This is a genomic window from Streptomyces noursei (assembly GCF_016917755.1).
Classification (GTDB): Bacteria; Actinomycetota; Actinomycetes; order Streptomycetales; family Streptomycetaceae; genus Streptomyces; species Streptomyces yunnanensis.
Genome location: NZ_CP070326.1, coordinates 2,418,228 through 2,437,142 on the forward strand (window position 1 = coordinate 2,418,228; position 18,915 = coordinate 2,437,142).

General features: G+C 71.3%; 17 protein-coding genes. 1 reads left to right on the plus strand and 16 read right to left on the minus strand.

Features of this window, described 5'->3' with window-relative positions; all coding sequences use genetic code 11:
- Positions 1–91: 91 nt before the first annotated feature.
- The 14 genes from JNO44_RS10650 to pyrR all read right to left on the minus strand — a co-directional run bounded on the left by JNO44_RS10650 (position 92) and on the right by pyrR (position 16,900).
- Positions 92–2,233: a primosomal protein N' gene (locus tag JNO44_RS10650; RefSeq protein ID WP_205363368.1), complete on the minus strand. Its 2,142-nt coding sequence runs from the start codon at positions 2,231–2,233 to the stop codon at positions 92–94.
- A gap of 114 nt (positions 2,234–2,347) precedes the next feature.
- Positions 2,348–3,556, minus strand: a complete 1,209-nt coding sequence (gene metK, locus JNO44_RS10655) for a methionine adenosyltransferase (protein WP_205363370.1) — start codon at positions 3,554–3,556, stop codon at positions 2,348–2,350.
- A 274-nt stretch (positions 3,557–3,830) separates the two neighbouring features.
- On the minus strand, positions 3,831–5,060 hold the full coding sequence (gene coaBC / locus JNO44_RS10660; protein WP_073447242.1) for a bifunctional phosphopantothenoylcysteine decarboxylase/phosphopantothenate--cysteine ligase CoaBC: 1,230 nt from the start codon (positions 5,058–5,060) through the stop codon (positions 3,831–3,833).
- A gap of 141 nt (positions 5,061–5,201) precedes the next feature.
- Positions 5,202–5,477 carry a DNA-directed RNA polymerase subunit omega gene (gene rpoZ, locus JNO44_RS10665; RefSeq protein WP_039638039.1) on the minus strand — a complete coding sequence of 92 codons (276 nt, stop codon included), beginning with the start codon at positions 5,475–5,477 and terminating at the stop codon, positions 5,202–5,204.
- Between the two features lie 79 nt (positions 5,478–5,556).
- On the minus strand, positions 5,557–6,177 hold the full coding sequence (gene gmk, locus JNO44_RS10670) for a guanylate kinase (protein ID WP_205363372.1): 621 nt from the start codon (positions 6,175–6,177) through the stop codon (positions 5,557–5,559).
- Positions 6,178–6,215: 38 nt separating this feature from the next.
- The gene (locus JNO44_RS10675) at positions 6,216–6,539 is read right to left on the minus strand and encodes an integration host factor (protein ID WP_016572363.1); all 324 of its coding nucleotides are present in this window, start codon (positions 6,537–6,539) and stop codon (positions 6,216–6,218) included.
- 205 nt (positions 6,540–6,744) lie between these two features.
- Positions 6,745–7,587, minus strand: coding sequence for an orotidine-5'-phosphate decarboxylase (gene pyrF / locus JNO44_RS10680; protein ID WP_205363374.1), 843 nt, complete (start codon positions 7,585–7,587; stop codon positions 6,745–6,747).
- Positions 7,584–8,693, minus strand: a complete 1,110-nt coding sequence (locus tag JNO44_RS10685; RefSeq protein WP_205369666.1) for a quinone-dependent dihydroorotate dehydrogenase — start codon at positions 8,691–8,693, stop codon at positions 7,584–7,586. The genes pyrF and JNO44_RS10685 overlap by 4 nt, the downstream gene beginning before the upstream one ends.
- Positions 8,694–8,774: 81 nt before the next feature.
- Entirely contained in the window at positions 8,775–12,086 is a 3,312-nt protein-coding gene (carB, locus tag JNO44_RS10690; protein ID WP_205363382.1) for a carbamoyl-phosphate synthase large subunit, read from the minus strand.
- A complete protein-coding gene (gene carA / locus JNO44_RS10695; RefSeq protein ID WP_205363386.1) occupies positions 12,079–13,254 on the minus strand; it encodes a glutamine-hydrolyzing carbamoyl-phosphate synthase small subunit in 1,176 nt (391 codons plus the stop codon). The genes carB and carA overlap by 8 nt, the downstream gene beginning before the upstream one ends.
- The gene (locus JNO44_RS10700) at positions 13,251–13,901 is read right to left on the minus strand and encodes a PH-like domain-containing protein (protein ID WP_205363387.1); all 651 of its coding nucleotides are present in this window, start codon (positions 13,899–13,901) and stop codon (positions 13,251–13,253) included. Before JNO44_RS10700 ends, carA begins: the two co-directional genes overlap by 4 nt.
- Positions 13,898–15,184 (minus strand): dihydroorotase, encoded by a 1,287-nt coding sequence (locus JNO44_RS10705; RefSeq protein WP_205363388.1) that lies wholly within the window; start codon positions 15,182–15,184, stop codon positions 13,898–13,900. Before JNO44_RS10705 ends, JNO44_RS10700 begins: the two co-directional genes overlap by 4 nt.
- 5 nt (positions 15,185–15,189) lie before the next feature.
- Positions 15,190–16,167 carry an aspartate carbamoyltransferase catalytic subunit gene (locus JNO44_RS10710; RefSeq protein WP_205363389.1) on the minus strand — a complete coding sequence of 326 codons (978 nt, stop codon included), beginning with the start codon at positions 16,165–16,167 and terminating at the stop codon, positions 15,190–15,192.
- Between the two features lie 94 nt (positions 16,168–16,261).
- Positions 16,262–16,900: a bifunctional pyr operon transcriptional regulator/uracil phosphoribosyltransferase PyrR gene (gene pyrR, locus JNO44_RS10715; RefSeq protein ID WP_039638028.1), complete on the minus strand. Its 639-nt coding sequence runs from the start codon at positions 16,898–16,900 to the stop codon at positions 16,262–16,264.
- A gap of 222 nt (positions 16,901–17,122) precedes the next feature.
- Here pyrR and bldD point away from each other — a divergent pair, with 222 nt between their 5' ends.
- Positions 17,123–17,623, plus strand: coding sequence for a transcriptional regulator BldD (bldD, locus tag JNO44_RS10720; RefSeq protein ID WP_018539834.1), 501 nt, complete (start codon positions 17,123–17,125; stop codon positions 17,621–17,623).
- Positions 17,624–17,858: 235 nt separating this feature from the next.
- Here the strand turns inward: bldD and nusB are convergent, their stop codons facing one another.
- On the minus strand, positions 17,859–18,296 hold the full coding sequence (gene nusB / locus JNO44_RS10725) for a transcription antitermination factor NusB (RefSeq protein ID WP_039638025.1): 438 nt from the start codon (positions 18,294–18,296) through the stop codon (positions 17,859–17,861).
- Between the two features lie 2 nt (positions 18,297–18,298).
- Positions 18,299–18,865 (minus strand): elongation factor P, encoded by a 567-nt coding sequence (efp, locus tag JNO44_RS10730; RefSeq protein ID WP_016572352.1) that lies wholly within the window; start codon positions 18,863–18,865, stop codon positions 18,299–18,301.
- Positions 18,866–18,915: the final 50 nt, after the last annotated feature.

The following is an 18,915-nucleotide window of genomic DNA, read 5'->3' on the forward strand; positions in this document are numbered from 1 at the left end:
GCCGACTACGGTCCCGGTGCGCTGCGTGGTGCGGCACGGGGCCGTTCGCGAGCGCGGCCGACGCGGCGCCCACCGGACCGCGCGGCGCCCCTCAGCCCAGGTCCAGCGGATCGACCCGGACCCGGAGCGGCTGCCCCTCCCGCTTGACCAGCCGGGCCGCCTGCGCCGCCTTCAGCGCCGCCGCCAGCGCCCCGCCCCGGCCCGGCCGGACCCGTACGAGCACCCGCTCCCACTCCTCGCCCGGCGGAGGATCCCCCGGCCGGCGGGGCCGTCCGGGATCCGGCACCGGCACCGGCACGGGGCCCAACACCTCGGCATCCGCGGGGAGTTCGGCCGCCGCCAACAGCCCCGCCACATCCTCGGCACGGCCCGCCACGGAGGCCATCCTCGACACCGGCGGGAACCCCAGCTCCGCCCGCTCGGCCAGTTCGCGGACCGCATGGCCGACCGGATCCCAGCGCACCAATGCCTGCACGGGCCGCAGCGTCGGTTCCGCGATCACCACCACCGTGCCGCCCTCCGCCTGGCCGCGGACCAGCGCCGCCGCGCCCAACCAGCGCCGCAGCGCCTCCTCACCGGCGCGGAGATCCGGCCGGCCCAGCAGCGCCCAGCCGTCCAGCAGCAGCGCCGCGGCATAGCCCGCGCCCTCGGCGAGCGGTTCGGCGCCGGGCGTGCTCACCACCAGCGCGGGCAGGTCGGGGACCGTCTCCAGGATGTGGTCCCGGCCCGAGGTGCGGACCGGCACACCGGGAAACGCCCGCCCGAGCTCCTCCGCCGTCCGCCGCGCGCCGACGATCTGCGCCCGCAGCCGGGTGCCCCCGCACTCCGGGCAGGCCCAGTCCGGCGCCGCCTGCCCGCACCAGCCGCAGCACAGCGCGCTGCCCTGGCTCTGCGCCTCCAGCGGCCCCGCGCAGTGCCGGCACCGGGCCGGCTCCCGACAGCGCCCGCACGCCAGCCGGGGGACGTACCCCCGCCGGGGGACCTGCACCAGGACCGGCCCCCGGGCCAGTGCCTGGCGCGCCGTCTGCCAGGCGAGCGACGGCAGCCGGGCGGCGCGCGCCGCCTCGTCCCGCGCCTCCTCGGCCTCGCCGACGGTGCGGACCAGCGGCGCCACCCTGCGCACCACCTCGCGGTCGGCCGTCAGCGAGCGCGCCCAGCCGTTCTCCACCAGCTGGGTGGCCTCGACCGAGCGGCCCACGTCCCCGACCAGGCACGCGGCCTTCTCATGGACGGCACGGAGCAGGAGCACGTCCCGGGCGTGCGGATGCGGTGCGTGGATCTCGCTGTGGCTGCCATTGCCGTCGTCCCAGATGGCGACGAGCCCGAGGTCGGCGACCGGTGCGTACATCGCGGCGCGGGTCCCCACCACGGCCCGCACCGCGCCGCGGCGTATCGCCAGCCAGCGGCGGTAGCGCTCCTCGGGGCCCGACTCCGCCACCAGCAAGGTGTGCCGCCCCGCCCCGATCAGCTCGGTCAGTGCCGCCTCGACCCGGGCCGCCGACCGCCCGTCGGGCATCACGACCAGGGCACCGCGGCCGGAAGCCAGGGTGGCGGCCACCGCGGTGGCGAGCTCGGTCGGCCAGTGCGGCCCCGGGAGAGCGGTCCACACGGCCCGTGGCGCGTCCCCACGGGCCAGCGCCTCCAGGAACGCCGGTCCGGCCGGATACCGGCTCCAGCTCGCCGGCGCCGGGGCCGCGGGCGGCGGCGGGGGCACCGGGAAGCGGGCCGCCTCGGCCTTGGCGTTCCGCGGCGGGAGGGCGAGTTGCAGGACGTCGGCGAGCGAACCGGCGTAGCGGTCGGCCACCGCCCGGCACAGCGCCAGCAACGGCTCGCTGAGCACCGGCTCCGGCGAGACGACCTGGGCGAGCGCGGCGAGCGGACCGCGGTAGTCGGACTCCGGGACCCGCTCGACGAGGTACCCGTCGAGCAGTCCCCCGCCCTCGCGGCGCCCCTCGCGCACCTTGCCGGTGCCCGCGCCGAACCGCACCCGCACCCGCACCCCGGGCTGGGCCTCCGCGTCCATGGCGGCGGGCACGGCGTAGTCCCAGAGCTTGTCCAGGTGCACGGGGCCCTTGTCCACCAGCACCCTTGCCACCGGCAGCCGGGGCGCCAGCGCGGCCCCCCGCCAGGTGCGCGGCTTGGCCCGCTCCGCCTTCGTCTCCCGCACGGTCTCCCGGATCAGGGCCAGTTGCTCGCCCTGCTCCCCCGATTCCCGCCCGTTCTCCCTGCTCACAGCAACCAGTCTTAGCAGACGGCACCGACAACGGCGGGTGCGCGGGAACGGCCGAGGGCCCCGGACCGACCAGCGGTCCGGGGCCCTCGGTGGTAGCCCTGGTGGTGCGGAGCCTTAGAGGCCCGCGGCCTTGCGGAGGGCCTCCACCCGGTCGGTGCGCTCCCAGGTGAAGTCCTCCAGCTCACGGCCGAAGTGGCCGTAGGCGGCGGTCTGGGAGTAGATCGGGCGGAGCAGGTCGAGGTCGCGGATGATCGCGGCCGGGCGGAGGTCGAAGACCTCGCCGATGGCCTGCTCGATCTTGTCGGTGTCGACCGCGTTGGTGCCGAAGGTCTCGACGAAGAGACCGACCGGCTCGGCCTTGCCGATCGCGTAGGCGACCTGGACCTCGCAGCGCGAGGCGAGGCCGGCGGCGACCACGTTCTTGGCGACCCAGCGCATCGCGTACGCGGCGGAGCGGTCGACCTTGGACGGGTCCTTGCCGGAGAAGGCGCCGCCACCGTGGCGGGCCATGCCGCCGTAGGTGTCGATGATGATCTTGCGGCCGGTCAAGCCGGCGTCGCCCATCGGGCCGCCGATCTCGAAGCGACCGGTCGGGTTGACCAGCAGGCGGTAGCCGTCGGTGTCCAGCTTGATGCCGTCCTCGACGAGCTCGTTGAGGACGTACTCGACGACGAACTCGCGGATGTCGGGCGACAGCAGCGAGTCCAGGTCGATGTCGCTGGCGTGCTGGGAGGAGACCACCACGGTGTCGAGGCGGACGGCCTTGTTGCCGTCGTACTCGATGGTGACCTGGGTCTTGCCGTCAGGGCGGAGGTAGGGGATGGTCCCGTTCTTGCGGACCTCCGAGAGCCGGCGCGAGAGGCGGTGCGCCAGGTAGATCGGGAGCGGCATCAGCTCGGGGGTCTCGTCGCAGGCGAAACCGAACATCAGGCCCTGGTCGCCCGCGCCCTGGCGGTCCAGCTCGTCGTCGTCGCCCTCGACGCGGAACTCGTGGGCGGTGTCGACACCCTGGGCGATGTCCGGGGACTGCGCGCCGATGGACACCGACACGCCGCAGGAGGCGCCGTCGAAGCCCTTCTTGGACGAGTCGTAGCCGATCTCCAGAATCTTGTTCCGGACAAGGTTGGGGATGTCGGCGTACGCCTTGGTCGTCACCTCGCCGGCCACGTGCACCAGGCCGGTGGTGATCAACGTCTCCACGGCGACCCGGGAAGTCGGGTCCTCCTTGAGAAGCGCGTCGAGAATCGTGTCGCTGATCTGGTCAGCGATCTTGTCGGGGTGGCCCTCGGTGACGGACTCCGAGGTGAACAGGCGGCGGGACACATCGCTCCCTGGGGTTGCAGCGGCTGCTGGCTGATCATTTAGCGGAACGGCCGAGAGCTGCGCTCGGCCGGATCCGCTGCCAGTTTATCGGTCGAATGTGGCGTCCGGGCAATCAGTCTCGATTTATGGAACCCCCGTGACCTGGGACACCACTGACTCACGGTAGTGACGATCACCTTGCGGATCGGTCGGGTCAAGGGGGCACACCGATTTTTGGTGGCCGAATAAGCATCCTCGGCGGCCCGCCACGGAGGTTCCGGACGGGTCGGCGGCGTCAGGGGCGGGACTCGGCCAGTCGGGGGACGACCAGGTCCCAGACAGTGTCCGCGAGGGCTTCTTTCGGACCGTACGGGACGGGGGTCTCGGTGCCGTCAGTGGCCAGGATCACGGCCTCGTTCTCGGCCGAGCCGAAGGTCTTGTGCTCACCGACCTCGTTGACGACCAGGAGGTCGCAGCCCTTGCGGGCGAGCTTGGCGCGGCCGTTGGCGAGCACGTCGTCGGTCTCGGCGGCGAAACCGACGACCAGCTGGCCGGGGCGGGCCCGGTCGGCGGAGAGCTCGGCGAGGATGTCCGGATTCCGTACCAGGGCGACCGGTTCCGGCTCCTGGCCCTCCTGCTTCTTGATCTTGCCGGTGGCGTAGACGGCGGGGCGGAAGTCGGCGACCGCGGCGGCCATCACCACCGCGTCGGCGTCCGCGGCGGCCTTCAGCACGGCCTCGCGCAGCTGCCGGGCGGTGCCGATGCGGACCACGTCCACGCCGGCCGGATCGGGCAGCTCGGTGTTGCCGGCGACCAGGGTGACCCGGGCGCCGCGGGCCGCGGCGGTGCGGGCGAGGGCGTAGCCCTGCTTGCCGGAGGAGCGGTTGCCCAGGTAGCGCACCGGGTCCAGCGGCTCGCGGGTGCCGCCGGCGCTGACCACGACGTGGCGGCCGGCCAGATCCTGCGGCAGGCCCTTGGCGCCACGGGCCAGCACCTGGCGACACAGCTCGAAGATCTCCACCGGGTCGGGGAAACGGCCCTTGCCGGTGTCGACGCCGGTGAGCCGGCCCACCGCGGGCTCGATGACCAGCGCGCCGCGGCGCCGCAGCGTGGCGACGTTCTCCTGGGTGGCGGGGTTCTCCCACATCTCGGTGTGCATCGCGGGCGCGAAGATCACCGGGCAGCGGGCGGTGAGCAGGGTGTTGGTCAGCAGGTCGTCGGCGAGGCCGTGGGCGGCCTTGGCCAGCATGTCGGCGGTGGCCGGGGCGACCACGACGAGGTCGGCGGCCTGACCGATGCGGACGTGCGGGACCTCGTGGACGGACTCCCAGACCTCGGTGGTGGCCGGGTTGCCGGACAGCGCCGACCAGGTGGCCTCCCCGACGAAGTGCAGCGCCGAGGCGGTCGGCACGACGCGCACGTCGTGGCCGGACTCCGTGAGCCGGCGCAGCAGCTCGCACGCCTTGTAGGCGGCGATCCCACCGCTCACCCCCAGGACGACCCTGGGTCGCTCCCGCTTGTCCATCGTTTCCCCGCTCCCCGAGCCTAGGTCCGAACGCATGACCCTCAACCTATGCCCTCCCGGCACACCAAGGGCCCGGCAGGGGCACCCCCAACGTGGAGCTGGGGGAACCTGCCGGGCCCTTGGTGAGGGTTGCGGTGCCGCTTACTGGCCGGCCGGGCCCTCGATGGCCTCCGAGGTCAGCAGACCGGCGTTGATCTCGCGGAGCGCGATCGACAGCGGCTTCTCGTGCACGTGGGTGTCGACCAGCGGGCCGACGTACTCCAGCAGGCCCTCGCCGAGCTGGGAGTAGTACGCGTTGATCTGGCGCGCACGCTTGGCGGCGTAGATCACGAGGCTGTACTTCGAGTCGGTGGCCTCGAGCAGCTCATCAATGGGCGGGTTGATGATGCCCTCGGGTGCGGTGATGGAAGAGGACACTCTCTACCTTCCGAAAGGGGATGAAGCAGGTGATGGCGCGTAGGCGCCGAAATCCGTGGCGCCGCGATCGGGACCGGAGTCAGTCGCCGGTGGTCCGGTCTTCAGGGCGGCGCAGCATCAAGGCTAGCAGCTCACGGCTGACATCCTCGACGGAGGTGTTGACGAGCGTCACGTCGAACTCCTTCTCCGCCGCGAGTTCGATCCGGGCCGCCTCCAGGCGCCGGTCGATGACCTCGGGCGCCTCCGTGCCGCGACCGGTGAGCCGGCGGACCAGCTCCTCCCAGCTCGGCGGGGCCAGGAAGACCAGATTGGCGTCCGCCATGGACTCGCGCACCTGGCGGGCGCCCTGCAGGTCGATCTCCAGCAGGACCGGCTCGCCGGCCTCCAGCCGGTCCAGCACCGCCTTGCGCGGGGTGCCGTAGCGGTTGCCGGCGAACTCGGCCCATTCCAGCAGCTCACCATTGGCGATGAGCTTGTCGAACTCCTCGTCCTCGACGAAGAAGTACTGGACGCCGTGACGCTCCCCCGGGCGCGGCCTACGGGTGGTGGCCGAAACCGAGAGCCAGATTTCCGGATGGACCTTGCGCAGATGCGCGACGACCGTGCTCTTGCCGACCCCCGAGGGGCCGGAGAGCACGGTCAGGCGCGGTTGTCTGGCCGGGGGTACGGGGGCGGACCCCCGGGAGACTGCTGAACTCATGCAGCGATTATTCCAGCTACCCGGCGGTGCCGAGAAACTCAGGAACCCGTGCTGCCGAACTCACGCTCCAGTGATGCGATCTGGTTGGACCCCAGACCGCGCACCCGGCGGCTCTCGGAGATGCCGAGTCGCTCCATGATCTGCTTCGCGCGGACCTTGCCCACGCCCGGCAGGGACTCCAGGAGGGCGGAGACCTTCATCTTGCCGATGACATCGTTTTTCTGGCCCTGCTGGATGACCTCGTGCAGGGAGGCTCCGGAGTGCTTGAGCCGATTCTTGACCTCGGCGCGCTCCCGGCGAGCCGCGGCGGCCTTTTCGAGCGCGGCAGCGCGCTGTTCAGGGGTAAGGGGCGGAAGAGCCACGCCTACGTCACCTCGGATGTCGAACTGTCGGATACGGACCGGTGTGGAACCTAGTCGCCCCGCAACAGCGGAGCAACGAGCAACGCGCTTACGTGCAGTGCTCTCGACGGAGACTAGCGGCCGATCGCGCTGGAGTCAGCGAGAACAGACGAAAAGTCCTGGTCAGACTCAGCTGACCAGGACATTTCGGGACCAAATAACCGCGTTACGCGACGGCCGCGCGCACTTCGTCGGCGCAGCGGGCCGCCGCCGCGCGCAGTGCGCCGGTGTCCGGACCGTGCTTCAGCACTCCCCGGCTCACGCTCGGGACCACGTTGCGGACCGCCTTGCCGAAGACGGTGGGCAGGTCCGCGGGGGTGGCGCCCTGCGCCCCGATGCCGGGCGCCAGCAGCGGGCCGTTGATCGCCAGGTCGAAGGCGGAGAGATCGCCGAGGGTGGCGCCGACGACCGCGCCGAAGGACCCCAGCGGCTCGGCCCCGGCGTTCTCGGCGGCGAGGTGGCCGAGCATGGTCGCGGCGACGCTGCGGCCGTCCTCGCGGACCGCCCGCTGGACCTCCGCGCCCTCCGGGTTGGAGGTCAGGCCGAGCACGAAGAGCCCGGCGCCGCTCTGCCGCGCCAGCTCCACGGCGGGCTGCAGGGAGCCGTAGCCGAGGTACGGGGAGACCGTGAGCGCGTCCGAGAACAGCGGCGAGTCCGGGCGCAGGAACGCCTCGGCGTAGGCGCTCATGGTGGAACCGATGTCGCCGCGCTTGGCGTCCATGAGGATGAGCGCACCGCGGTCCCGGGCCTCCTCGACGGCGGTCTCCAGGACGGCGATGCCGCGCGAGCCGAACCGCTCGAAGAAGGCCGACTGCGGCTTGAAGACCGCGACGTGCTCGCCGAGCGCCTCCACCACGGTCCGGGTGAACCGGGCCAGGCCCGCGACGTCGTCGTTCAGGCCCCAGTCGGCCAGCAGCGAGGCGTGCGGGTCGATGCCGACGCACAGCGGGCCGCGCTCGTCCATGGCACGGCGGAGGCGGGCGCCGAAGGGCTCGGGGCTGGCGGTCATGAAGTCACCTTCTTGTGGTCGGCGCCGACCGCGTCGGCGAGGGTGGCGTACGGGCTGTTGCGCAGGCGCGCGGCCAGGCCCTTGTGGATCGCGCGGCACCAGAACGGGCCCTGGTAGATGAAGGCGCTGTAGCCCTGGACGAGGGTGGCGCCGGCGAGGATGCGCTGCCAGGCGTCCTCGGCGGTCTCGATGCCGCCGACGCCGATCAGGGTGATCCGGTCGCCGACCCGGGCGTAGAGGCGGCGCAGGACCTCCAGGGAGCGCTCCTTGAGGGGGGCGCCGGACAGGCCGCCGGTCTCGGCGATCAGCTTGGGGTCGGAGGTCAGGCCCAGGCCGTCGCGGGCGATGGTGGTGTTGGTGGCGATGATGCCGTCCAGGCCCAGTTCCAGGGCGAGGTCGGCGACCGCGTCCACGTCCTCGTCCGCGAGGTCGGGGGCGATCTTGACCAGCAGCGGGACCCGGCGGTCGGTGACCGTGCGGTCGGCGGCTTCGCGGACCGCGGTGAGCAGCGGGCGCAGGTGGTCGACGGCCTGGAGGTTGCGCAGCCCCGGCGTGTTCGGCGAGGAGACGTTGACGACCAGGTAGTCGGCGTGCCGGGCCAGGCGCTCGGTGGAGGTGACGTAGTCGCCGATCGCCTCGGACTCCGGAACGATCTTGGTCTTGCCGATGTTGACGCCGACGGTGGTCCGGAAGACCGGGTTGCGGGCGGCCAGCCGGGCCGCGACCGCCGCCGAGCCGTCGTTGTTGAACCCCATCCGGTTGATCAGCGCGCGGTCCGGCACCAGCCGGAACAGCCGCTTCTTGGGGTTGCCGGGCTGCGGCTGGGCGGTGACCGTGCCGATCTCGACGTGGTCGAAGCCGAGCATGGTCATGCCGTCGATGGCGACGGCGTTCTTGTCGAAGCCGGCGGCCAGGCCGAACGGGCCGTGCATGCGGCGGCCCAGGGCCTCGGTGCGCAGCTCCTTGTGGCGGGGGGCGAGGGCGGCCGCGACGAAGGTGCGCAGCACGGGGAGGCGGGCGGCCAGGCGGATCCAGCGGAAGGCCAGGTGGTGGGCCTTCTCGGGGTCCATGCGCTGGAAGACCAGCTGGAAGAACAGGCGGTACATGGTGGTGGCAGGGCCTTTGCGCGAGGGGTCGGGTGGTCTCATGAAGAGGGGGACACCGCTGCGGTGTCCCCCTCTCCCGGCCTACTCCTCGCGGGCCGCGGTCAGTTGCCGGGCGTGCTCCTGGAGGGAGCGCACCCCGACGTCGCCGCGGGACGTCGCCTCGATGCCCTGGACGGCGGCGGCCAGCGCCTGGACCGTGGTCAGGCACGGGATGCCGCGGGCCACGGAGGCGGTGCGGATGTCGTAGCCGTCGAGCCGGCCGCCGGTCCCGTAGGGGGTGTTGACGATCAGGTCGACCTGGCCGTCGTGGATCAGCTGGACGATGGTCTTCTCGCCGTTCGGGCCCTGGCCCTCGGACTGCTTGCGCACCACGGTGGCCTTGATGCCGTTGCGGCGCAGCACCTCGGCGGTGCCGGAGGTGGCCAGCAGCTCGAAGCCGTGGGCGACCAGCTCGCGGGCGGGGAAGATCATCGAGCGCTTGTCGCGGTTGGCGACGGAGACGAACGCCCGGCCCTTGGTGGGCAGCGCGCCGTAGGCGCCGGCCTGCGACTTGGCGTACGCCGTGCCGAAGACCGTGTCGATGCCCATGACCTCGCCGGTGGAGCGCATCTCCGGGCCGAGGACGGTGTCCACGCCGCGGCCCGAGGCGTCCCGGAACCGCGACCAGGGCATGACCGCCTCCTTGACGGAGATCGGCGCGTCCATCGGCAGCGTGCCGCCGTCACCGGTCCTGGGCAGCATGCCCTCGGCCCGCAGCTCGGCGATGGTGGCGCCGAGCGAGATCCGGGCGGCCGCCTTGGCCAGCGGGACCGCGGTGGCCTTCGAGGTGAAGGGCACGGTGCGTGAGGCGCGCGGGTTGGCTTCGAGGACGTAGAGGATGTCCCCGGCCATGGCGAACTGGATGTTGATCAGTCCGCGGACGCCGACGCCCTTGGCGATGGCCTCGGTGGAGGCCCGCAGCCGCTTGATGTCGAAGCCGCCGAGGGTGATCGGGGGCAGCGCGCAGGCGGAGTCGCCGGAGTGGATGCCGGCCTCCTCGATGTGCTCCATGACGCCGCCGAGGTAGAGCTCGTGGCCGTCGTAGAGCGCGTCCACGTCGATCTCGATGGCGTCGTCGAGGAACCGGTCGATGAGGACCGGGTGCTGGTCGATCAGGCCGGCGTGCCGCTCCAGGTACTCGGCCAGCGAGGGCTCGTCGTAGACGATCTCCATGCCGCGGCCGCCGAGCACGTAGGAGGGGCGGACCATGACCGGGTAGCCGATCTCGGCGGCGATGTCCTTGGCCTCGGCGAAGGAGAAGGCGGTGCCGTACTTGGGGGCCGGCAGCCCGGCCTCGGTCAGCACCCGGCCGAACGCGCCGCGCTCCTCGGCGAGGTCGATGGCCTCGGGCGAGGTGCCGACGATCGGCACGCCGTTGTCCTTGAGGGCCTGAGCCAGGCCGAGCGGGGTCTGCCCGCCGAGCTGGACGATCACGCCGGCGACCGGGCCCGCCTGGGACTCGGCGTGCACGATCTCCAGCACGTCCTCCAGGGTGAGCGGCTCGAAGTAGAGCCGGTCGGAGGTGTCGTAGTCGGTGGAGACGGTCTCCGGGTTGCAGTTGACCATCACGGTCTCGTAGCCGGCGTCGCTGAGCGCGAAGCTGGCGTGGACGCAGGAGTAGTCGAACTCGATGCCCTGGCCGATGCGGTTGGGGCCGGAGCCGAGGATGATCACCGCGGGCTTCTCGCGGGAGGCGACCTCGGTCTCCTCGTCGTAGGACGAGTAGAAGTACGGGGTCCGCGCCGCGAACTCGGCCGCGCAGGTGTCGACCGTCTTGTAGACCGGGCGGATGCCCAGCGCGTGCCGGACCTCGCGGACGACGTCCTCGCGCAGGTCGCGGATGGCCGCGATCTGGGCGTCCGAGAAGCCGTGACGCTTTGCTTCCGCAAGGATTTCCGGTTCGAGCTTGTCGGCGGCCGCGATCTCGTCCGCGACCTCCTTGATCAGGAAGAGCTGGTCGACGAACCACGGGTCGATCTTGGTGGCGTCGAAGACCTCCTGCGGGGTGGCGCCGGCCCGGATCGCCGCCATGACCGTGTTGATCCGGCCGTCGGTCGGGACCTGGGCCCGCTCCAGCAGCTCGGCCTTGTCACCGGGCTCGCCGGTGAAGGCGAACTGGCTGCCCTTCTTCTCCAGCGAGCGCAGCGCCTTGTTGAGCGCCTCGGTGAAGTTGCGGCCGATGGCCATCGCCTCGCCGACCGACTTCATGGTGGTGGTGAGGGTGGCGTCGGCGGCCGGGAACTTCTCGAAGGCGAACCGCGGCACCTTGACCACGACGTAGTCGAGGGTGGGCTCGAACGACGCCGGGGTCTCCCGGGTGATGTCGTTGGGGATCTCGTCCAGGGTGTAGCCGACGGCCAGCTTCGCCGCGATCTTCGCGATCGGGAAGCCGGTGGCCTTGGAGGCGAGCGCGGACGAGCGCGAGACCCGCGGGTTCATCTCGATGACGATCACGCGACCGTCCTCGGGGTTCACCGCGAACTGGATGTTGCAGCCGCCGGTGTCGACGCCGACCTCGCGGATGATCGCGATGCCGACGTCCCGCAGGATCTGGTACTCGCGGTCGGTGAGCGTCATCGCCGGCGCGACGGTGATCGAGTCGCCGGTGTGCACGCCCATCGGGTCGAAGTTCTCGATGGAGCAGACGACCACGACGTTGTCGTGCTTGTCGCGCATCAGCTCCAGCTCGTACTCCTTCCAGCCGAGGATGGACTCCTCCAGGAGCACCTCGGTGGTCGGGGAGAGCGTCAGGCCCTGGCCGGCGATCCGGCGCAGCTCCTCCTCGTCGTGCGCGAAGCCGGAGCCGGCGCCGCCCATGGTGAAGGACGGGCGGACGACGACCGGGTAGCCGCCGAGCTCCTCGACGCCCGCCAGGACGTCGTCCATGGAGTGGCAGATGACCGAGCGGGCGGACTCGCCGTGGCCGATCTTGCGGTTGACCTCCTCGACGACCTCCTTGAACAGGTCGCGGTCCTCGCCCTTGTTGATGGCCTCGACATGGGCGCCGATCAGCTCGACACCGTACTTGTCCAGGACGCCGGACCCGTGCAGCGAGATCGCGGTGTTCAGGGCCGTCTGGCCACCGAGGGTCGGCAGGAGCGCGTCGGGGCGCTCCTTGGCGATGATCTTCTCGACGAACTCCGGAGTGATCGGCTCGACGTACGTGGCGTCGGCGATCTCCGGGTCGGTCATGATCGTGGCCGGGTTGGAGTTGACCAGGACGACGCGCAGGCCCTCGGACTTGAGGACCCGGCATGCCTGGGTGCCGGAGTAGTCGAACTCGGCGGCCTGACCGATGACGATCGGGCCGGAGCCGATGACCAGGACGGACTGGATATCGGTGCGCTTAGGCACGCTGGCCCTCCATCAGAGAAACGCTGTGCTGATTGTTGTCTCGCATAAGCTCGACGAACCGGTCGAAGAGGTACGCGGCGTCGTGCGGGCCGGCGGCCGCCTCGGGGTGGTACTGAACGCTGAAGGCCGGCTGGTCCAGGAGCTGGAGCCCCTCCACCACGTTGTCATTGAGGCAGACGTGGGAGACCTCGGCGCGGCCGAAGGGAGTGTCGGAAACCTCGTCGAGCGGGGCGTCCACGGCGAACCCGTGGTTGTGCGCGGTGATCTCGACCTTGCCGGTCGTGCGGTCCTGCACCGGCTGGTTGATGCCGCGGTGCCCGTACTTGAGCTTGTACGTGCCGAAGCCCAGCGCCCGGCCCAGGATCTGGTTGCCGAAGCAGATGCCGAACAGCGGCGTCTTCCGGGAGAGCACCTCGCGCATCACGGCGACCGGGTGGTCGGCGGTGGCCGGGTCACCGGGCCCGTTGGAGAAGAAGACGCCGTCGGGGTTGACCGCGTAGACGTCCTCGGCGGTGGCGGTGGCCGGCAGGACGTGCACCTCGATGCCGCGCTCGGCCATCCGGTGCGGGGTCATGCCCTTGATGCCGAGGTCGACCGCGGCGACGGTGAACTTCTTCTCACCGATCGCCGGCACGACGTACGGCTCCTTGGTGGCGACCTGCGCGGAGAGGTCGGCGCCCTGCATCTCGGGCTGCTGGCGCACCTCGGCGAGCATCGTGCCCTCGTCGGGCAGCGCGTTGCCGGAGAAGATGCCGACCCGCATCGCGCCGCGCTCGCGCAGGTGGCGGGTGAGCGCGCGGGTGTCGATGCCGCAGATGCCGACGACGCCCTGGTGGCGCAGCTCCTCGTCGAGGGAGCGGCGGGAGCGCCAGTTGGACGGGACCCGGGCGGGGTCGCGGACGACGTAGCCGGAGACCCAGATCCGCGCGGACTCGGGGTCCTCGTCGTTCACGCCGGTGTTGCCGACGTGCGGGGAGGTCATGACGACGACCTGGCGGTGGTACGAGGGGTCGGTCAGCGTCTCCTGGTAGCCGGTCATGCCGGTGGAGAACACCGCCTCGCCGAAGGTCTCCCCCACGGCCCCGTAGGCACGGCCGCGGAAGGTGCGGCCGTCCTCCAGGACGAGTACGGCGGGGATTTTGCCGGTCCCCTTGGTGGAGGTCGTCATCGTGCGCCTTCCGTTTCGGTGTGCTCGGTGGTGTGCTCGGTGGTGTGCTCGGTGCTGCTGAGCTGGTTGATGGCCTCGACCCAGGCGGGGTGTTCGCCGGCCCGGTCGGAGCGGAAGCCGGAGTCGATCTGCTTGCCGCCGTGCTCCCAGGTGACGACCAGCAGGCCGCCCTCCGGGAGGACCTTGCCGGCGATGCCCGCCTCCAGACGGGCGCCGCGCAGGGCGGCTGCCGGTACGAAGAAGTCGGTGGCGCCGGGCCGCACGACGTCCAGGCCCTGTTCGGTCAGGGTCAGTTCGGCCTTGCTGCGGGTGCCCAGGTCACGGGCGACGATCCGGTCGAGCCACTGCCCGGCGGTGGTCGAGCCGTGGTAGCGGCCGCTGAGGGTCAGCCGCGGTTCGCCCGCGTCGTCGGATTCAGGCAGCGGCGGCTCGCCGCCTCCGGCGAGGGCGGTGGTGGGCGACGGGCGGGCCGGCAGCTCGGGCAGATCGCCCTGGAGGGTGCCGCGCCACTTCCAGCCCTGGCGCATCAGCCAGTAGACGAAGACGACGAAGACCAGCAGACCGACCACCCAGGCGATGCGTCCGGCCCAGTCGGTGACCGGGGCGGAGTGCGGCGCCGCAGCCAAGTGGATGAGTGAAGGAGTCACGCCAGCTTCCCGTCGACGACCGTTGCGCGGCCCCGCAGGAAGGTGTGGGTGACGCGTCCCGGCAGCTCACGGCCCTCGTAGGGGGTGTTGCGGCTGCGGGAAGCGAAACCGGCGGGGTCCACCTCTCCACGGTAAGCGGAATCGACCAGCGTGAGGTTGGCGGGCTCGCCGGCCGAGACGGGGCGCCCGTGGCCGGCCAGCTGCCCGATCCGGGCCGGGGTGGCGGACATCCGGTCGGCGACGCCGGCCCAGTCCAGCAGCCCGGTCTCGACCATGGTGTGCTGGACGACCGACAGCGCGGTCTCCAGGCCCACCATGCCCATCGCCGCCGCGGCCCACTCGCAGTCCTTGTCCTCGTGCGGGTGCGGGGCGTGGTCGGTGGCGACGATGTCGATGGTGCCGTCGGCGAGGGCCTGGCGCAGCGCCAGCACGTCGCGCTCGGTGCGCAGCGGCGGGTTGACCTTGTAGACCGGGTTGTAGCTGCGCACCAGCTCGTCGGTGAGGAGCAGGTGGTGCGGGGTGACCTCGGCGGTCACGTCGATGCCGCGGGACTTGGCCCAGCGGACGATCTCCACGCTGCCGGCGGTCGAGAGGTGGCAGATGTGGACCCGGGAGCCGACGTGCTCGGCGAGCAGCACGTCCCGGGCGATGATCGACTCCTCGGCGACGGCCGGCCAGCCGCCCAGCCCCAGCTCGGCCGAGACGATGCCCTCGTTCATCTGGGCGCCCTCGGTCAGCCGCGGCTCCTGGGCGTGCTGGGCGACGACACCGCCGAACGCCTTCACGTACTCCAGGGCGCGCCGCATGATCACCGCGTCGTCGACGCACTTGCCGTCGTCGGAGAAGACCGTGACGCCGGCCGCGGACTCGTGCATCGCGCCCAGCTCGGCGAGCTTCTTGCCCGCCAGGCCGACGGTGACCGCACCGATGGGCTGCACGTCGCAGTAGCCGGACTCCTTGCCCAGCCGGTAGACCTGCTCGACGACGCCGGCGGTGTCGGCGACCGGGAAGGTGTTGGCCATGGCGAACACCGCGGTGTAGCCGCCGCTGGCCGCGGCCCGGGTGCCGGTCAGGACGGTCTCGGAGTCCTCCCGGCCGGGCTCGCGCAGATGGGTGTGCAGGTCGACCAGGCCCGGCAGCAGGACCTTGCCGTCGGCCTCGACGACCTCGGCGCCCTCGGCGGACAGACCGGTGCCCACCGCCTCGATGAACTCCCCGTCGATCAGGACGTCCTGCGGCGCGCCACCGAGCACCTTCGCACCGCGGATCAGGATCTTGCTCATGGGTCTTACTTCTCCTCGGTACGGGGGTTGGTGAGGGCGGGCTCGTTGCCGCCGAGCAGCAGGTAGAGGACGGCCATCCGGATGGAGACGCCGTTGGCGACCTGTTCGATGACCGTGCAGCGGTCGGAGTCGGCGACCTCGGCGGTGATCTCCATGCCACGAACCATCGGGCCGGGGTGCATCACGATGGCGTGCTCGGGCATCCGCGCCATCCGGTCGCCGTCCAGGCCGTAGCGGCGCGAGTACTCGCGCTCGGTCGGGAAGAAGGCGGCGTTCATCCGCTCGCGCTGCACCCGCAGCATCATCACGGCGTCGGACTTGGGCAGCACGCTGTCGAGGTCGTAGGAGACCTCGCACGGCCAGGTCTCGACGCCGACCGGCACCAGGGTGGGCGGCGCGACGAGGGTGACCTCGGCGCCGAGAGTGTGCAGCAGGTCGACGTTGGAGCGGGCGACGCGGCTGTGCAGGACGTCGCCGACGAGGGTGATGCGCTTCCCGGCGAGGTCCTGGCCGAGCCCGGCGTCCGGGCCGACGAGCCGGCGCCGCATGGTGAAGGCGTCCAGCAGGGCCTGGGTGGGGTGCTGGTGTGTGCCGTCGCCGGCGTTGATCACGGGGGCGTCGATCCAGCCGGAGGTGGCCAGCCGGTAGGGGGCGCCGGAGGCGCCGTGCCGGATGACGACGGCGTCGACGCCCATCGCCTCCAGGGTCTGGGCGGTGTCCTTGAGCGACTCGCCCTTGGAGACGCTGGAACCCTTGGCGGCGAAGTTGATGACGTCCGCGGAGAGCCGCTTCTCGGCGGCCTCGAAGGAGATCCGGGTCCGGGTCGAGTCCTCGAAGAAGAGGTTGCAGACGGTGCGTCCGCGCAGGGCGGGGAGCTTCTTGATCGGCCGGTCGGCGACCCGGGCCATTTCCTCGGCGGTGTCGAGGATCAGCACGGCGTCGTCCCGCGTGAGATCGGCGGCCGAGATGAGGTGACGCTTCATCCGGTTCTCTCCGGGTGTGAGGGAGGTGTACGGGAATGTCCGTTGAGCAGGCATGGGTGCGGGCCCGGGGCCACCGGGTCCGTACGCGCGTGCGCTAGCGCTCGTCGGCCGGGACGGTCTGCTCGGCCGCCGAGGACGCGGCGTCGGAGCCGGGGCGGGACGGAGCGGAGCGCAGGCCGAGCAGCACGGCGTCGCGGCCGTCCTCCTCGGTGAGCTGGACCTTGACCGCCTCCCGCAGCGACGTGGGGAGGTTCTTGCCCACGTAGTCGGCGCGGATCGGCAGCTCTCGGTGGCCGCGGTCGACCAGGACCGCGAGCTGCACGGCACGCGGGCGCCCGATGTCACCCAGGGCGTCCAGAGCGGCGCGGATGGTGCGTCCGGAGAAGAGGACGTCGTCGACGAGGAGGACCAGCCGGCCCTCGATGCCGTCAGTGGGGATCTCCGTGCGGGCCAGCGTGCGCGCCGGGCCCAGGCGGAGGTCGTCGCGGTACATCGTGATGTCGAGCGAGCCGACCGGAATGGCGCGACCGGTGATCTCCTCGAGCTTGGCGGCCAGCCGCCGGGCGAGGAATACGCCGCGGGTGGGGATTCCCAGCAGCACCACATCGTCCGCGCCCTTGGCGCGCTCGACGATTTCGTGGGCAATACGGGTCAGCATCCGCGCGATGTCGGGGCCTTCGAGCACCGGCCGGGCGGGAGCTTGCGTGCGCGAGTCGGAACTGCGTGCGTCCATACGAAACGGACCTCCTTCTCCGCCTCACGGGACGGACTTTAAAGGACGTCGGAATTACGAGGTTCAGGCTATCAGGAGGCCCTCGGGGACCCGTACGCCCCCCTGACGGGTGATGGTCTGCCCCATTCGGCTTGACGAAGTCAGATTACGCTGCGTAACCTCACAGTGAGTTACCAGCCACGCGGCGGAGCCGCATGTCGATACAGCCGTCTGGGGAGCTTTATGTCCAGCGAATACGCTAAACAGCTCGGGGCCAAGCTCCGCGCCATCCGTACCCAGCAGGGCCTCTCTCTCCATGGCGTCGAGGAGAAGTCCCAGGGCCGGTGGAAGGCCGTGGTCGTGGGGTCGTACGAGCGCGGCGACCGTGCCGTGACCGTCCAGCGCCTCGCGGAGCTCGCGGACTTCTACGGCGTGCCGGTGCAGGAGCTGCTGCCGGGCACGACGCCGGGCGGCGCCGCAGAGCCGCCGCCGAAGCTCGTGCTGGACCTGGAGCGCCTGGCCCACGTACCGCAGGAGAAGGCCGGCCCGCTCCAGCGCTATGCCGCCACCATCCAGAGTCAGCGCGGGGACTACAACGGCAAGGTCCTCTCGATCCGCCAGGACGACCTGCGCACCCTCGCGGTGATCTACGACCAGTCGCCTTCGGTGCTCACCGAGCAGCTGATCAGCTGGGGCGTGCTGGACGCGGATGCCCGCCGGGCCGTGCAGCACGAGGAGATCTGAGCAGTCTCGCCCCCTTCGCTTCACCAGCAGAAACGTACCGCCGCTCCGGGCTGCCCGGGGCGGCGGTCGGCGTATCCGGGGCTGTCACGGCCCCCGGGGCGCTCGGATACGGACGCACGCGGGGCGAGGCGCGGACGAGCGCTTGGCAGACGAACGGGCCCGGAGCGATGTCGTCATCGCTCCGGGCCCGTTCGGTGCCTCGGGTCTCAAGCCGATCAGCGGCCGTACGACCGGATCAGCGCGTCTCCTCGCGGCGCAGCCCCGGCTTCAGCTCCTTGAGCCGGGCCAGCAGGCCGTTGACGAAGGACGGCGAGTCGTCCGTGGAGAACTCCTTGGCCAGCTGCACGGCCTCGTCGATCGCCACCGCGTCCGGCGTGCCGTCCACCCACAACAGCTCGTAGGCCCCGAGCCGCAGGATGGAGCGGTCGGCCGCCGGCATCCGGTCCAGGTCCCAGTCGACCGAGTAGGTGGAGATCAGCTCGTCGATGCGGGCGACGTGGTCCGCGTACCCCTCGACCAGTTCCAGGGTGTACTCGTGCACCGGCGGCTGCCGGGGGTCGGTCCGGGCATGGCGCATCCAGTCCGCGAGCACGGACTGCACATCGGCACCGCGCTGGTCGGCCTCGAAGAGGATCTGGAAGGCGCGCTTACGGGCCTTCGTGCGGGCAGCCACGGTTAGCTGTTCACCCGGCCGAGGTAGTCGCCGGTACGGGTGTCGACCTTGATCTTCTCACCGGTGGTGATGAAGAGCGGGACCTGGATCTCGTAGCCGGTCTCCAGCGTGGCGGGCTTGGTGCCACCGGTGGAGCGGTCGCCCTGGAGGCCCGGCTCGGTCTCCTTGATGACCAGCTCGACGGCGGCCGGCAGCTCGACGTAGAGGACCTGGCCCTCGTTCTGCGCGACGACGGCCTCGAAGCCCTCGAGCAGGAAGTTGGCGGCGTCACCGACGGTCTTGCGGTCGATGTGCAGCTGGTCGTAGGTGTCCATGTCCATGAAGACGAAGTAGTCGCCGTCCATGTACGAGAACTGCATGCCCCGCTTGTCGACGGTCGCCGTCTCGACCTTGGTGCCGGCGTTGAAGGTCTTGTCCACCACCTTGCCGGAGAGCACGTGCTTGAGCTTGGTACGGACGAAGGCCGGGCCCTTACCGGGCTTGACGTGCTGGAACTCGACGACGGACCAGAGCTGGCCGCCTTCGAGCTTGAGCACCATGCCGTTCTTGAGGTCGTTCGTGGAAGCCACGGTTGCGGAATCTCCTGGACTACAGGTGGTGGATACCGAGGAACCGCCCG